The organism is Qipengyuania sp. MTN3-11 (assembly GCF_042851825.1).
Lineage (GTDB): Bacteria > Pseudomonadota > Alphaproteobacteria > Sphingomonadales > Sphingomonadaceae > Qipengyuania.
The window spans coordinates 874,465-887,506 of record NZ_BTGM01000001.1 but is presented as its reverse complement, the minus strand read 5'-3'; the positions used below and the strand labels follow the sequence as shown (position 1 = coordinate 887,506).

Here is a 13,042-nt window from a genome sequence, read left to right as displayed (position 1 = left end):
GTTAGTCTGCCTCTTCTTGCGTGGTTTCGACGGTTTCGTCGGCACCGCTCGGATCGAGCGGCTGGGTGGCGGCGATGAGCGCGTCGGTCAAGACGAGTTTCGCCGAGTGGATCTGGTCGCGGGGAAGCTGCACCTCCCCCGCCTTGGCGTCCGCGATGGTCACGAGGTCGCCCTCGATGCCCTTCAGTTCGCCCTTGTAGTTGCGCCGTCCGTCATAGCCCTTGGCCATGCTGACCTTGGCCTCGTGCCCCGCCCAGTCGGCGAAATCCTTGGCCCGGGTCAGCGGGCGATCGATGCCGGGGCTGGAGACCTCGAGATGATAGGCACCGGGTATCAGCACCTCGCCCTGTTCCTCGAGCGCGTCCAGCTTCTCGGACACCCGGCGCGAAAGTGCGGCGCACTGATCGATGATCAGCTGGCCGGTCGCGGGATCCTCGGCCATGATCTGCAGGGCTTCGCCCCCGTCGCCGGCCTCGGACGGCATCATCTTCACGCGCACGAGTTCGAACCCGAGCGCCTGTGCCTCGGGTTCGATCACTTCAATCAGGCGCGCGATATCGGCCATCGGGTCTCCGGTTATGCAATGCATCGCGGCGACGTGCCTTCGCGGCCGGCCCCTCGCGGCGCCAGCCCCTCCAGTGTCGCGACAATGTCGGGATTGAGCGCCAGATAGGCGCGACGCGTCCGGAGTGCAAGCTCAATCGTCGTCGGCGAGACCGTGCTTCTTGATACAGTGCCGCAGCTGATCGTAGCTCAATCCTAACGCCTTGGCGGTCTGCCGCTGGTTCCAGCGGTGCTTGCCGAGCGCATGTTCGACGATCGCCCGTTCGTGGGAATCGACCGCGGCGCGAAGGTCCTCGATCGAATCGTATTCTGTCGCAGATGGCGCGGCGCTGTTCTGCGCGGCAACCTGTTCGGCTCGAGGCTTGGGCGCGGCGGGCATCCACGGGCTGTCGAACGGATCGAACTGGACATGCCCGATCGGATCGTTCCAATTGTCCCAACGGTAGATCGCCCGCTCCACCGCGTTGCGCAATTCGCGGACGTTGCCCGGCCATTCGTGCTCTTCCAGCCGGCGCGCGACATGCTCGGCAAAGCCGGGCCAGCTTTCCCAGCCGAGTTCGGCCGCCATGCGCCGGCCGAAAAAATCGGCGAGCACGGCGATGTCGCCTTCCCGTACGCGAAGCGGCGGCAGAGTGATGACCTCGAAGCTAAGCCGGTCGAGCAGATCGGCGCGGAATTCGCCGCGCTCCGCCTTGGCGGGGAGGTTCTCGTTGGTCGCCGCGACGATCCTGACGTTGACCCGCACCGGCCGACTCGATCCGATCCGCGTGACTTCGCCGTATTCGACCGCACGCAGCAAGCGCTCTTGCGCCCCCATCGACAGCGAGCCCAATTCGTCGAGGAACAACGTGCCCTGATCGGCCTCTTCGAAGCGCCCGGCGCGCTGCTTGGTGGCGCCGGTGAAGGCACCGGCCTCGTGGCCGAACAATTCCGCCTCGATGAGCGTCTCGGGCAAGGCGGCGCAGTTCATGATCACCAGCGGTTCTTCCCAGCGATCGGACAGGCGGTGGAGGCGCTCGGCGATCAGTTCCTTGCCGGTCCCGCGCTCTCCGATGATCAGCACCGGGCGCTGCATCGGCGCCGCTCGGCTGGTCCGCTCGACCGCGTCGAGGAAAGCTCCGGACTGGCCGATAAACTGATTTTCCCGCTCCATGCCCAAGATATAGGGAATTTCCCCAATTCATGGCAATGGGTAAGATACGAGCACGCCCGAAAGTCGCTAAGAACGGCCGATTTCTGCCGATGATTTCAGTTGGCATGGCTGTTGCACATACTCCGCCAACAACGCAGTGGAGGAACCCAACAATGTACGATCGCCGCTTTTTCCGCACCAGACTGGGGCAAGCCGCGCTCGTCAGCATCGCCGCGATGGTCACCTTCGTCGGCCTCAGCGGTCAGATCGCGGTGACCACGCCCGCTGTTCCGCTGGCGGTCGGCGAGCAGGTCGAAATCGCGTGACCCGACCGGACGATCCTCGCGACCAGTTAGGGCCGGAGTCTCCCTCCCCCGAAAGTCCCCATCGCGGCCCGAAAAATGACGGGGCCGCACCGGAGACTTCGGCCCGCCCCGGTTCGTCCTCGTCCGATCGCCCCCGCCTGTCGCGGCTCGAGGAGGAGGTGGAGCGCCTGCGCCGCACCCCCACACCGACCCAGCGCGCGGATCGCAAGACGTCGGCTGCAGACTGGGCCGATGCTGGGAAGGTCAACGCCAAGATCAACGATTTCTTTTCAAACGGAGCACCCTTGATGGGCATTTTCAGCCGCACCCGCGATATCATTGCCGCCAATTTCAACGACATGCTCGACAAGGCGGACGACCCCACCAAGATGATCCGCATGATCATCCTCGAAATGGAGGAAACCCTGGTCGAAGTCCGCGCCAGCGCAGCGCGCACGATCGCCGATCAGAAGGAGATGCACCGCCACACGGTGAAGCTCGACAAGCTCCAGGCCGATTGGGCGGAAAAGGCGCAGCTTGCACTTTCGAAGGATCGCGAGGATCTCGCCCGCGCGGCCCTCGTCGAAAAGAAGAAGGCAGCCGATACTTCGGACCAGCTCAAGCAGGAGATCGCGGTGCTCGACGATGCGCTGCGGGCTTACGAGCAGGACATCGCCAAGTTGCAGAATCGCCTGCGCGAGGCCCGGAGCCGCCAGACCGCCATCGCAGCCCGGCTCGAAAGCGCCGAAAACCGCGTCAAGCTGCGCACGCTGATGACCAACGAGCGCACCGACGAGGCGCTGTCTCGCTTCGACCAACTCGAACGCCGGGTCGATTACGCCGAAGGGCGCGCCGATGCGCTCAGCATCGAGGACGGGTCGAACAAGCACAGCCTCGCCGACGAGATCGCCGCGCTGGAAGGCAGCGACCAGATCGACGACGAACTGGCTCAGATGAAAAAGGCGCTCGGCAAGGCCGACGATGCCGACACCGGACGGGAGGATTGATCCATGGAAGAAGTATTCGCGATAACCGCCATATTCATCGCCCTGCCGTGGATCATCTTCCACTATATCACGAAATGGAAGACTTCGGCTTCGATAACCAGCGACGACGAGGTGCTGCTCGAGGAGCTCTACAATCTCGCCAAGCGGCTCGACGAGCGTATGGACACGGTCGAGCGTCTGGTGGCGAGCGACAATCCCGATTTCCGCCCCGCCCGCCTCGTCCACGACAGTGAATCCGACAACCAGCAGCTGCGCGAGCTCGAACAGCTGATGGCCGAGAAGAAAGGTTCCGTGAAATGAACAGCCCCCGCACCACCCTCTATCGCGACAAGCACAACGCCAAGCTGATGGGCGTGTGCTCGGGGATCGCCGATTACACCGGTGTCGACGCGCTGTGGATCCGGCTGGCGGTCGTCCTGATGGTGTTCATGACCGGCGGCGGAGCGATCCCGTTCTATTTCATCGCCGGACTCCTGCTGAACAAGAAGCCGTCGCATCTCTATGTCGATCAGGACGAGAGCAAATACTGGCAGCGCGTGAGGCAGAACCCGAAGCGCACTGCGCGCGAAATTCGCGCCCGGATGAAGGATGTCGATCGCCGTCTGGCAGAGGTCGAAACCTACTATGTCTCGTCGAACCCGCGCCTCAATGCCGAGATCGAGCGCCTTCGCTGACAACCAGGGCCGGGTGGGCCTGCCGAATTACGGGAGAAAGACAATGGAATGGATGATCGGCTTCGCGCCCTTCCTGATGGTGATGTTCATCGTCTGGACGGTCTCGCGCTCCAAGCTGGAATCGAAGCGCATTTCGGCGACCGCCACCGAAACGGCCGAGAAGGCCGCGCAATATTCCAGCCGCGTCCAGCAGCTCGAAGACCGCGTCCGGGTACTCGAACGCATCGTCACCGATCGCGGCTACGACGTCGCAACCCAGATCGAGGCCCTGCGCGACAGCCGTGCGGTCGAGGGCCACGATGCCGGCGTCCCGCTCGACATGACGCGCAAGGAGAAAGTGTGATGGAATTCTCCGATTTTCTTCCCTACCTCGGCTGGATCGTCGGGGGCGCCTTCGCCCTCGGCATGGCCGGCATCCTCGCCTCGGTTCACACCACCAGGCTGAAGATCCGGAACGGCTATCCGCTCGAAGGCATGTGGGGTCAGTCGCTCAAGCCCGGTATGACCAGCGAGGCGCAGCAGCGGGTGACCCTGCTGACCCAGGAGAACGCCCAGTTGCGGGCCGAGATGGGTTCGATGAAGGACCGGCTCGCCAATATCGAGCGCATCGTCACCGACAGCGGCTATCAGCTGACTCACGAATTCGACCGCCTGCGTGAGGACAAGGAGCAGGTGCAATGAACTTTCCGGAAGCCATCGCCTTGTGCGCCATCGTGGTGGGCATCATCAGCCTGGCCGGAATGTGGCTCGACGCGCACAACACGAAGGTCAAGAACCGCACCAAGGTGCTCGAACTCGAAGTGCGCAAGGCCGAAGCCGAACGCGGGGCGGGTGTACAGCGGATCGGGGATGTCGAGGAGCGCCTGCGCGTTCTCGAACGCATCGCCACGGATCGCAACCATATGCTCGCCGACGAGATCGAGACGCTGCGCGACCGCCCAGCCCGCAAGGAACACGCGGCATGAGCAGTTGGGCCATCGTCGCGATCATCGCCATCGTCGTCTGGGGGATAGTGCAGAGCGCCAGCGCCCGCAGCCGATCGCAACGCAATGTGATCGTCGACGAGGACGGCAACGAGACCTTCGTCGGCAAGCCCGACGAGGATGCCCGCCGGGAAATCGCCGAGCTGCGCGAGCGCATCAAGGTGCTCGAGCGGATCGCCACCGAAAGCAACAGCCTCGATGCGCAGGAGAGAAAGCGCATCGAGCGCGAAATCGACGCGCTGCGAGAGCAGCAGGACTGACCCCACCGGGTCTTGGGTTGAAGGAGGACATGAGGGTAATGTTCGAACCGACCATCATCATCGCCGCCGCCGCGCTGATCGGCCTCGCGGTCGTCACTGCCGGCCTGCTGATCGGCTGGCGCGAATGGCTGGCCCTGAAGCGTCAGGAACTGGAGCGCAGCCCCCTCGCCTCCGGCTCCCGGCCAGAGGAGGGCTCTTCGCTCGGTGCCGCGCGGATCGAGATTTCCGATCTCAAGGAACGCATCCGCAAGCTCGAGGCGATCGCCAGCGGGGTGGATTTGTGAGCAGCAACACGACCAATGCCGCGCAGGCGGGCATCGGTCTGGGGAGCGCGATCGCCGTCGCCATCAGCTGGAGCCTGCACAAGTCGATCGTCTGGGCGATCGTCCACGGCGTGTTCTCGTGGTTCTACGTCATCTACTATGCCGTCACGCGGCCGGGCGGGCTCGACGGAGGTTGACCTTTCCAATCCCCCCGGGCGTGCCTACCTGCATGCGATGAGAACGCTGGAAGACATTGCCGAAGAATACGAATTCCTCGAGGGCGACGAACGCTATCGTCTTCTGATCGAGCTCGGGCGCGAACTGGACGAAATGCCCGATGCGCTGAAGACCGACGCCACGCTGGTGCGCGGATGTTCGGCGGCGGTGTGGGTCTATCCCACCGGCGATGCGGACAGCCTGCATTTTCTCGCCGACAGCAACGCCGCGATCACAAAGGGCATCGTCGCGCTGGTCATCGCCGCGGTGCAAGACAGGTCGGCGCGCGAAGTGGCGGATATGGATATCGCTGCCGCGCTCGCTCCATTCGACCTGAAGAACCAGCTGAGCTCCAATCGCACCCAGGGCGTCCCCAACATGATCGCGCTGGTACACAACCACGCTGCCCGGATCGCGGGGGTGGACACCAGAAGCTGAGATGCGCCGCATCCTCTACCGTTTTCTGGGATATCTGAGCGTCACGCTCGGCGCGATCGGCGCGGTTTTACCGATCATGCCGACCGTACCGTTTCTCCTGCTGGCGGTTTATTTCTTCGCGCGTTCCAATCCCGAGCTCGAGAAGAAGATACTCGACCATCCCCACTGGGGTCCGCAAGTAAAGGACTGGCGCGACCGCCGCGCCATCAGCCGCAGTTCGAAAACCATCGCCATCGTCGCCATGGCGAGCGGCGCGGTGTTCACCTATGTCACGCTCGGCCACCCATGGTACTGGGTCTCGATCACGATCCTCGTGGTCGCCGGCGGCTGGATCGTCACGCGCAACGAATGATCAGGGGTGCGCGCTCTCGCGCACCACGGCCACGCCCGCCTCTCGTTGGCGCCTGAGCTCGGCCTTGAGCTTCGCGGGATCGCGGGCGAGGACGAAGCCGAAGCTCACCCCGCCCTCCCTGCCGATCGTCGCGTGGTGGAGCTTGTGCGCCTGGACCAGCCGTTTGGCGTATCCCCTCTTCGGCACCCAGCGAAAATAACGCTGATGGACCAGCCCATCGTGCACCAGCGTGTAGATTACGCCGTAGAGCAGGATACCCAGCCCGATCCAGGTCGCAGGCCACCAGGCCGCCTCGCCGAGCACCAGCGGGCTGCCGAGCGCGAACATCGAGATGCTCATCGCCGCCCCGACGATGGCGTAGAGATCGTTCTTTTCGAGGATCTTGTCGTGCGGCTCGTGGTGGTCGCGGTGCCAGGCCCAGCCGAAGCCGTGCATGACGTATTTGTGGCTCGCCCAGGCGACCCACTCCATCGCCACGACGGTGGCAAGCACGATGAGGATGGCGGCAATCACGTCCATGACGCGATCCGATATAGGCTATTGTCCACCCGGAAAGAAGAACCGGGTCACTTCCTCGCGCAACCGCGCCGGGCGCAGGGTCTCGGCATCGATGCAGCACCAGGCGCTCTTGACCTCGGCCAGCACCTCCTCGCCGCGCTGGATCAGGGTGGTGTAGAAGGCGCGCGCGCCCTGCACCTTGTCCAGCACCGTGCGGGCGATCACCTCGTCGTCAAGGAAGGCGGGCTTTCGATAGGTGATCTCGTGCTTCAGCGCGACCCAGGCCTTGCTCGCCACCTCTTCGGCCGGAGCGATGCGGTTCCAATGCGCCAGCACCGCGTCCTGCACCCAGCCGAGATAGCGGGCGTTGTTGACGTGGCCCATGAAATCGATGTCTTCGGGGACCACGGTGATCGGATGGGCATGTATTGCTGACATGGGTGTAAGCTAGACGGGAAATGCTTACCTTTCCATGACATTCTGAAAAACCGGCCGGACGAGCTCCGAGGTTAGGCCTTGCCAGCCGCCGCCGCCTTATCCATGAGATCGCCATGAGCAAGAAACTCAACGGAACAGCCGCGATCGCCGGTGCCATCGGTTCGGCTGCGATCGCAGCGGCGCTGCTCTATGCCAGCAAGCGCAAGAACAGGAACGCGCCCACCCAGCCGGGCCCCATTCCTTCCGGCGAATCCCCGGAAACCGACTGAGTTTCTCCGGGTCATCACGAAGAGAGGAAGAGGCGAGGCATGAAGGCAGTTCTGTCGAAAGAGGTTGGCGGCCCCGACACTCTGGTGGTCGAGGAAATCGACGCTCCGGAGGCGGGACCGGGCCAGGTGCTGGTCGATGTCGCCGCCTGCGCCATCAATTTTCCCGACACGCTGATCATTCGCGATCTCTATCAATTCAAGCCTCCCCGCCCCTTCGCGCCGGGCGGCGAAATCTCCGGGACCATCGCCGCGCTTGGCGAGGGAGTTACCGGCTGGAAGGTCGGCGACCGGGTTATCTGCGGGGTCGGCAATGGCGGGCTGCAGGAACAGGTTGCGGTCGATGCGGGCCGGCTGTTCCGGGTGCCGGAAGGGATCGACCTGGTCGAAGCCAGCGCACTGCTGATGACCTACGGCACCACCATTCACGCCCTCAAGGACCGCGGCGACATCGCCGAGGGAGAGACGGTGCTGGTGCTGGGCGCCGCGGGCGGCGTCGGTCTCTCGGCGGTCGAACTCGCCAAGGCATACGGTTGCCGGGTGGTCGCCGCTGTCTCGACCGAAGAAAAGGGCGAAGTCGCGACCAAGGCCGGCGCGGATGCGGTGGTGATCTACCCCCACGCGCCTTTCGACAAGGACCAGTCCAAGGCGCTGGCCCAGCAATTCAAGGACGCGGTCGGTGCCGAAGGGGCGGACATCGTCTACGACATCGTCGGTGGCGACTATTCGGAACCCGCCCTGCGCTCGATCGCCTGGGAGGGTCGCTTCCTCGTGGTCGGTTTCCCGGCGGGCATCGCCAAGATGCCGCTCAATCTGACGCTGCTGAAAAGCTGCGACATCCGGGGCGTGTTCTGGGGTGCCTTCACCGCGCGCGAACCCGAACGCAACGCGCAGAATATCGCGGAGCTTTTCGATCTGTGGCAGGCAGGCAAGATCAGCCCGCTGATCAGCCAAACCTATTCGCTGGACCGCGCCCATGAAGCGATCGCCAAGCTGGAAGCCCGCAAGGCGGTCGGCAAGCTCGTGGTGACGATGCGCTGAGGCCTGCGGGCGGGCGGAGGCTTGCGGGCCCGACGCCCCCACCCTATGCGCCATGTGACTGCCGGCAGGGCAGATGTCAGCGAGGACGACGATGACCGATTTCAAGGACCGGGGCCGGGGCGAAGAAGCCAAGCACGCGCTCGACGAGGAAACCGCTTTCAAGATCGCCGCGCGCCGCAACCGCCTGCTGGGCGAATGGGCGGCCGGGCTGATGGGGCTGACCGACGAGGAAACCGAAAGCTACAAAAAAGAAGTGCTGGTCGCGGACTTCGAGGAGGCCGGAGACGAGGATGTCGTGCGCAAGCTGCTCGGCGATCTCACCGCCGCGGGCTCCGACGTGTCCGAGGCCGACATTCGCGCGAAGCTGGACGAGTGCGCGGTCGAGGCCCGGCGCCAGTTCATCAGCAGCCAGGGCTGATCCGATGGCGATGGCGGCGGACGAGATCGTGCGGTTGATCCGCGAGGCCTTGCCCGGCGCCGAGATCGAGATGCGCGATCTCGCGGGGGACGACGATCATTGGGCGGCCCGGGTCGTCGCCCCGCAATTCGCGGGCAAGAGCCGGGTGCAGCAGCACAAGATGGTCTATGACGCGCTCGGCGGGCGGATGGGCGGCGAACTGCACGCCTTGCAACTGACGACGGCCGCCCCCACCTGAAAAGCCCAGTCTTCAAGCAATTCAAGGATCGGTCAGCCATGTCCGACGTCAGTTCCCGCATTTCCGGCATCGTCGGCGACAGCGATGTCGTCCTGTTCATGAAGGGCACTCCCCTCTTCCCGCAATGCGGATTTTCCAGCCGCGCGGTGGCGATCCTCGACCATTGCGGCGTCGCCTACGAAAGCGTCGACGTGCTGCAGGACATGGAAGTCCGGCAGGGTATCAAGGCCTTTTCCGACTGGCCGACCATCCCGCAGCTCTATGTGAAGGGCGAATTCGTCGGCGGCAGCGACATCATGATGGAGATGTTCGAGGCCGGGGAACTCCAGCAGTTGATGAACGAAAAACAGGTCGCCAAGGCGGAAGGCTGATCCTTCGGAACAAAAAAGGCCCTCCCGGCGGGTAGTCCGGGAGGGCCTTTCTCTTTTCGGGGAGGCGGGCCGGGAGACCAGGGGGTGGCCCGCCTCTTTTCGAAGACTTTCAGGATGATCCCGATTTTGCACGCTTCGTGCCAATCCATCGGAGTTCGCGATTTTCGCCGTCTTCGATGGTTAACGCCGCGGTGGCCTCCGGCGGTGGTGTAAAATATTTCGACGCCTCCGCTATAACGTGAGACACTTGGCAAGCCCGGGCGCTCCTTGCACAACATGATGATGGAATCCGCTTCGACCCACGAGGAAATCCCTGCGGCCACGTTGGTGGTCTTTCGCCATGCACGCGACGGTGGTCCGCCGGAAATCCTCATGGTCGTGCGCTCGCGCGACATGTCCTTCGCCGGTGGCATGGCCGTGTTTCCGGGCGGGCGCGTCGACGCGGCCGACCGTGCCCTCGCCGCCGCGATAGACCATGGTCTGGGCGACGACGACGAAGCCGCGCACCGGATCGCTGCCGTCCGCGAGACGATCGAGGAAACGGGCCTTTCCGTGGGACTGACCCGCAAAATCGATGCTTCGGAGGCGGCGAGAATTCGCGACGACCTCATCGCCTGCGGCGAACTCGCACCAGTGCTCGATCGCCACGATCTCGCGCTCGATCTCGCCGCGCTGGTGCCCTTCGCCCGCTGGTGCCCCCGAGGGATGAAGCATAACCGCATATTCGACACCCGCTTCTACCTTATCGACCTCGGCACCGGCGCGGTCGACATCGCCATCGACCGGACCGAGAACACGCGCCTGTTCTGGACTTCGGCACAGGCTGCCCTCGATGCCGCGGACAAAGGCGATATCTCCCTGATCTTCCCCACCCGCCGCAATCTCGAGCGGCTGGCATTGTTCTCCGATTTCGCCGAGGCGCGCAGCCACGCCGAGAGTATCCCGGTGCGGACCATCGTTCCGCAGATCGGCGACCGCGAAGGCCGGCCTTCGCTGACGATCCTCGAGGACGCCGGCTACCCCGTCACGCACGAACCCCTCGACGAAGCGCTGCGCGGGTGAACGGGGCGGGCGGGTTGGCGCGCCCGGCAGGATGATAATGGGCACTGTAATAAATGGGAAATTTCTTTTGAGTTCCCGCGGTAAGTGGCATCGCGCCTCCCGTGTTTTTCGGGAGCAAAAAACCAATCCGAGCTATGTTCCGAGTCGCGATCTTGGAACGCTCATTTTCTCGATATTTCGCTTAACCGAATGCGCCGCTCAGCCTGTCTGACCCATTCTTAAATATTGCACGAATTGCAATTTCGAGAAAATGGACATTCCAGACTTCGCGGTAACTTATTTCTGCCTTGGTTTTCGGATGATCGGTGGAGGCGATGATAAGACTTCCATTGTGGCTCGAGATCGTCACTTCGCCCCACGTCAGGAAAACTCGCTCGTTTCCGAAAAAGCGTGGTTTGGGAAGATCGACGCCTTCGTCACTGATGACGGCGGATCCGAATGTCATAGCATTTCCGTTGCGCAAATCAGCCAGCATCTCCGTCAAGATGGGTCCGATCAGAAGGCGCATCATGCGGGGCATGATTTCTTCGAATATCTGGCCCTTACCGAAATTGACGGTCACTTCGCGCCGGTTTTCGTCGAACCATGCGATCAGAAAGTCAGTTCCGGTCGGCACGCCGTTTACCGATTTTCGGATGGCGCCCCACCGCGCGCCCTTCACAGTTTCGATTGGATAAAATTCGTCCTTCCATGTTAGACCGGTCGAAGAAACGGACAGGACAGTTCCACCGAACATTCCGATGCGTGCGCTGAAGGCCAGCTCCTGTTCGTCCTCCTTTGCCTGTGCTTCGAGACTTTCCAAGGCCTCGAGATCACCTGCGACTATCGAAGATACGGTCGGAGACGCAGAAAAGGTCTGTTCGAGAGACTGACTGAGGCGGCGTGCCTGAGAAATGAGGTTGTGTTCATTGTTGAGATACAGCGCTAGATCACGAACCAGACGCGCCATGCGTTCGCTTTCATCGTAACTCTGCCCGCGAATGGATAGGCTTCGATGCATAGGATAGGTAATCTCATGCCATGTATCGAGGAGTTCTTCGAAAGCCTTGAGAAGGGGTTCCAACGCGTCTGGTCGGTTTCCTGCTAGCTCACGTGCCTTTACCACCAATTTTTCTGCTCGAATAACCTCCGAACTCATAAATGGCTCAGCGCGCAGACCGTAATCGTCGATGAACTCGTGCAAAATTCTTGGAAAACTCTGGTCATTCTTCGCGTCGGCGAGAATGAACATCGCCTGTGCCATGATCGGGGTAGAAAACCCTTCCATTGCTCGAAGGACTGATTGGCGGCGCTCCACTCTCCGCCGCTGTAGTTCTTCGTCGATGGCGACAATGTTTGGAACCGCCGGAAAACCAGCAAGCTCTCGGTCCTCGTTAATTTCAACGAGAAGACGTTCACTATTCACCGCGTCGTCGGAAAGGAATATCTCTCCGAGAAGAGCGGCTAGTTTGACTGCGTCTTCCTGTACGCTTTTAGCGAGTACCGCCTCGAGTGCATTCGCCCGCGAAAGTCCGGACAACCCTAGTTCATCGACTTCCTGCAAAGATACGGCACCTGCTGCGCGGGTGGCTGCGTTGGGTGTAACTCCTGGGAACCACGCCATCTCGGCTTCAAGCCGTCGCCTCGGATGCGTGAGCGTCGATGCCGCCCTCTGGCAGAGATCGTGATCGTATAAAAGCGACTGGTCCTCGACTGCGGCCATGATGCGACCAGCGTCATCTCGCGTCGAAACTCCAAGCAGGCTGAACGGACTGGTTGACTCATTTTGTTCAGCGGACACGAATGCGCCCTTCCTGCTGGAGCGAATATCGGCGAAACGACAGTTCTTTTTCTATCGCAGTTTCGTCGACGATCCGATAGTTTCCGTCGCAGATGTAGCGCAGATCATTAAGCCGACCGTTGAACGCATCGACGTTATTGTTGTACCGATCAATATCGATGTTTTCGATACTTTCCATTTCCGATTGCTCACCTTTTAGACGCTCCATCTCTTCCATGCAGTAGCGTAGCTCGCCTTTGGTCAACTGCATCGTGCCTGGCGCTGGTCGGGAGGTCGTATCGTCAGGGTATTCGCCAATAGTGGGATAAGATCCTTCATCCGAAATGACGTAGTCATCTTCGTATGTATCCGAATTTTCGAGCGTTTCGTCGATTGGTATGTCATTCGTGTCGGACCCATAATCAGGAGCGTAATCAATAGGTATGTCCGAATAGGCTTCGCTATTATAATAATCTTCCTCATCAGTGCTGGATGATGCGTCCACTGCGGCCCCAATACCGAATTTCACGATAGAAATTAGAATGATCACTGCAATCCAGCCACCTGCGGTCTTGGCGAAACGCCCTACAGCGGTGTCTCCGAACTCCTGACTGATGTTAGGTTGGGACGAACCTTGTGAAGGTTGTTCGGTGGCTGGCAGAGGACTGGCGGCTATTCGGTCGGCTTCCGCGATTGCGGCATCCACGTCGGTAGCAAACTGATTGAGGCCTGCGAAACCGTTCATTTCCCCCCCCTT

The 13,042-nt window shown here is 62.0% G+C and carries 24 protein-coding genes; 18 read left to right on the top strand and 6 right to left on the bottom strand.

Going from position 1 to position 13,042, the window contains the following annotated elements:
* Nucleotide 1: 1 nt before the first annotated feature.
* A complete protein-coding gene (gene rimP, locus ACGHN1_RS04265; protein ID WP_390548630.1) occupies nucleotides 2-565 on the bottom strand; it encodes a ribosome maturation protein RimP in 564 nt (187 codons plus the stop codon).
* Between the two features lie 132 nt (nucleotides 566-697).
* Complete coding sequence (gene pspF / locus ACGHN1_RS04260) at nucleotides 698-1,717, bottom strand: phage shock protein operon transcriptional activator (protein WP_390548628.1); 1,020 nt, start codon at nucleotides 1,715-1,717, stop codon at nucleotides 698-700.
* A 152-nt stretch (nucleotides 1,718-1,869) separates the two neighbouring features.
* Here pspF and ACGHN1_RS04255 point away from each other — a divergent pair, with 152 nt between their 5' ends.
* The 12 genes from ACGHN1_RS04255 to ACGHN1_RS04200 all read left to right on the top strand — a co-directional run bounded on the left by ACGHN1_RS04255 (nucleotide 1,870) and on the right by ACGHN1_RS04200 (nucleotide 6,194).
* Nucleotides 1,870-2,022, top strand: coding sequence for a hypothetical protein (locus ACGHN1_RS04255; protein ID WP_390548626.1), 153 nt, complete (start codon nucleotides 1,870-1,872; stop codon nucleotides 2,020-2,022).
* A gap of 158 nt (nucleotides 2,023-2,180) precedes the next feature.
* On the top strand, nucleotides 2,181-3,008 hold the full coding sequence (gene pspA / locus ACGHN1_RS04250) for a phage shock protein PspA (protein WP_390548624.1): 828 nt from the start codon (nucleotides 2,181-2,183) through the stop codon (nucleotides 3,006-3,008).
* Between the two features lie 3 nt (nucleotides 3,009-3,011).
* The gene (pspB, locus tag ACGHN1_RS04245; RefSeq protein WP_390548622.1) at nucleotides 3,012-3,308 is read left to right on the top strand and encodes an envelope stress response membrane protein PspB; all 297 of its coding nucleotides are present in this window, start codon (nucleotides 3,012-3,014) and stop codon (nucleotides 3,306-3,308) included.
* Nucleotides 3,305-3,682, top strand: coding sequence for an envelope stress response membrane protein PspC (gene pspC / locus ACGHN1_RS04240; protein ID WP_390548620.1), 378 nt, complete (start codon nucleotides 3,305-3,307; stop codon nucleotides 3,680-3,682). The genes pspB and pspC overlap by 4 nt, the downstream gene beginning before the upstream one ends.
* A 43-nt stretch (nucleotides 3,683-3,725) precedes the next feature.
* Nucleotides 3,726-4,025, top strand: coding sequence for a hypothetical protein (locus ACGHN1_RS04235; protein WP_390548618.1), 300 nt, complete (start codon nucleotides 3,726-3,728; stop codon nucleotides 4,023-4,025).
* Complete coding sequence (locus ACGHN1_RS04230; protein ID WP_390548616.1) at nucleotides 4,025-4,363, top strand: hypothetical protein; 339 nt, start codon at nucleotides 4,025-4,027, stop codon at nucleotides 4,361-4,363. Before ACGHN1_RS04235 ends, ACGHN1_RS04230 begins: the two co-directional genes overlap by 1 nt.
* Nucleotides 4,360-4,647 (top strand): hypothetical protein, encoded by a 288-nt coding sequence (locus ACGHN1_RS04225; protein WP_390548614.1) that lies wholly within the window; start codon nucleotides 4,360-4,362, stop codon nucleotides 4,645-4,647. Before ACGHN1_RS04230 ends, ACGHN1_RS04225 begins: the two co-directional genes overlap by 4 nt.
* Nucleotides 4,644-4,925 (top strand): hypothetical protein, encoded by a 282-nt coding sequence (locus tag ACGHN1_RS04220; protein ID WP_390548612.1) that lies wholly within the window; start codon nucleotides 4,644-4,646, stop codon nucleotides 4,923-4,925. The genes ACGHN1_RS04225 and ACGHN1_RS04220 overlap by 4 nt, the downstream gene beginning before the upstream one ends.
* 38 nt (nucleotides 4,926-4,963) lie before the next feature.
* Nucleotides 4,964-5,209, top strand: a complete 246-nt coding sequence (locus ACGHN1_RS04215; RefSeq protein ID WP_390548610.1) for a hypothetical protein — start codon at nucleotides 4,964-4,966, stop codon at nucleotides 5,207-5,209.
* The gene (locus ACGHN1_RS04210) at nucleotides 5,206-5,385 is read left to right on the top strand and encodes a hypothetical protein (RefSeq protein WP_390548608.1); all 180 of its coding nucleotides are present in this window, start codon (nucleotides 5,206-5,208) and stop codon (nucleotides 5,383-5,385) included. The genes ACGHN1_RS04215 and ACGHN1_RS04210 overlap by 4 nt, the downstream gene beginning before the upstream one ends.
* Before the next feature lie 37 nt (nucleotides 5,386-5,422).
* A complete protein-coding gene (locus tag ACGHN1_RS04205; RefSeq protein ID WP_390548606.1) occupies nucleotides 5,423-5,842 on the top strand; it encodes a SufE family protein in 420 nt (139 codons plus the stop codon).
* Between the two features lies 1 nt (nucleotide 5,843).
* Entirely contained in the window at nucleotides 5,844-6,194 is a 351-nt protein-coding gene (locus tag ACGHN1_RS04200; protein ID WP_390548604.1) for a YbaN family protein, read from the top strand.
* On the opposite strand, the gene ACGHN1_RS04195 is transcribed toward ACGHN1_RS04200, so the two are convergent.
* Nucleotides 6,195-6,713, bottom strand: a complete 519-nt coding sequence (locus ACGHN1_RS04195; protein ID WP_390548602.1) for a sterol desaturase family protein — start codon at nucleotides 6,711-6,713, stop codon at nucleotides 6,195-6,197. It lies immediately after the preceding gene.
* Between the two features lie 18 nt (nucleotides 6,714-6,731).
* Nucleotides 6,732-7,130, bottom strand: coding sequence for an acyl-CoA thioesterase (locus ACGHN1_RS04190; RefSeq protein WP_390548600.1), 399 nt, complete (start codon nucleotides 7,128-7,130; stop codon nucleotides 6,732-6,734).
* A gap of 113 nt (nucleotides 7,131-7,243) precedes the next feature.
* On the opposite strand from ACGHN1_RS04190, the gene ACGHN1_RS04185 reads away from it, so the two are divergent.
* The 6 genes from ACGHN1_RS04185 (at nucleotide 7,244) to ACGHN1_RS04160 (ending at nucleotide 10,526) form a co-directional block, all read left to right on the top strand.
* Complete coding sequence (locus ACGHN1_RS04185) at nucleotides 7,244-7,399, top strand: isopropylmalate isomerase (protein WP_390548598.1); 156 nt, start codon at nucleotides 7,244-7,246, stop codon at nucleotides 7,397-7,399.
* Nucleotides 7,400-7,438: 39 nt separating this feature from the next.
* The gene (locus tag ACGHN1_RS04180; protein WP_390548596.1) at nucleotides 7,439-8,437 is read left to right on the top strand and encodes an NADPH:quinone oxidoreductase family protein; all 999 of its coding nucleotides are present in this window, start codon (nucleotides 7,439-7,441) and stop codon (nucleotides 8,435-8,437) included.
* Between the two features lie 91 nt (nucleotides 8,438-8,528).
* Nucleotides 8,529-8,855 carry a DUF1476 domain-containing protein gene (locus tag ACGHN1_RS04175; protein ID WP_390548595.1) on the top strand — a complete coding sequence of 109 codons (327 nt, stop codon included), beginning with the start codon at nucleotides 8,529-8,531 and terminating at the stop codon, nucleotides 8,853-8,855.
* A gap of 4 nt (nucleotides 8,856-8,859) precedes the next feature.
* A complete protein-coding gene (locus ACGHN1_RS04170; protein WP_390548593.1) occupies nucleotides 8,860-9,093 on the top strand; it encodes a BolA family protein in 234 nt (77 codons plus the stop codon).
* Nucleotides 9,094-9,131: 38 nt separating this feature from the next.
* A complete protein-coding gene (gene grxD, locus ACGHN1_RS04165) occupies nucleotides 9,132-9,464 on the top strand; it encodes a Grx4 family monothiol glutaredoxin (RefSeq protein ID WP_390548591.1) in 333 nt (110 codons plus the stop codon).
* 282 nt (nucleotides 9,465-9,746) lie between these two features.
* Nucleotides 9,747-10,526: an NUDIX hydrolase gene (locus ACGHN1_RS04160; protein ID WP_390548589.1), complete on the top strand. Its 780-nt coding sequence runs from the start codon at nucleotides 9,747-9,749 to the stop codon at nucleotides 10,524-10,526.
* Nucleotides 10,527-10,707: 181 nt separating this feature from the next.
* Here the strand turns inward: ACGHN1_RS04160 and ACGHN1_RS04155 are convergent, their stop codons facing one another.
* Nucleotides 10,708-12,228, bottom strand: coding sequence for a hypothetical protein (locus tag ACGHN1_RS04155; protein WP_390548587.1), 1,521 nt, complete (start codon nucleotides 12,226-12,228; stop codon nucleotides 10,708-10,710).
* Nucleotides 12,229-12,295: 67 nt separating this feature from the next.
* The gene (locus ACGHN1_RS04150; protein WP_390548585.1) at nucleotides 12,296-13,030 is read right to left on the bottom strand and encodes a hypothetical protein; all 735 of its coding nucleotides are present in this window, start codon (nucleotides 13,028-13,030) and stop codon (nucleotides 12,296-12,298) included.
* Between the last annotated feature and the right edge of the window lie 12 nt (nucleotides 13,031-13,042).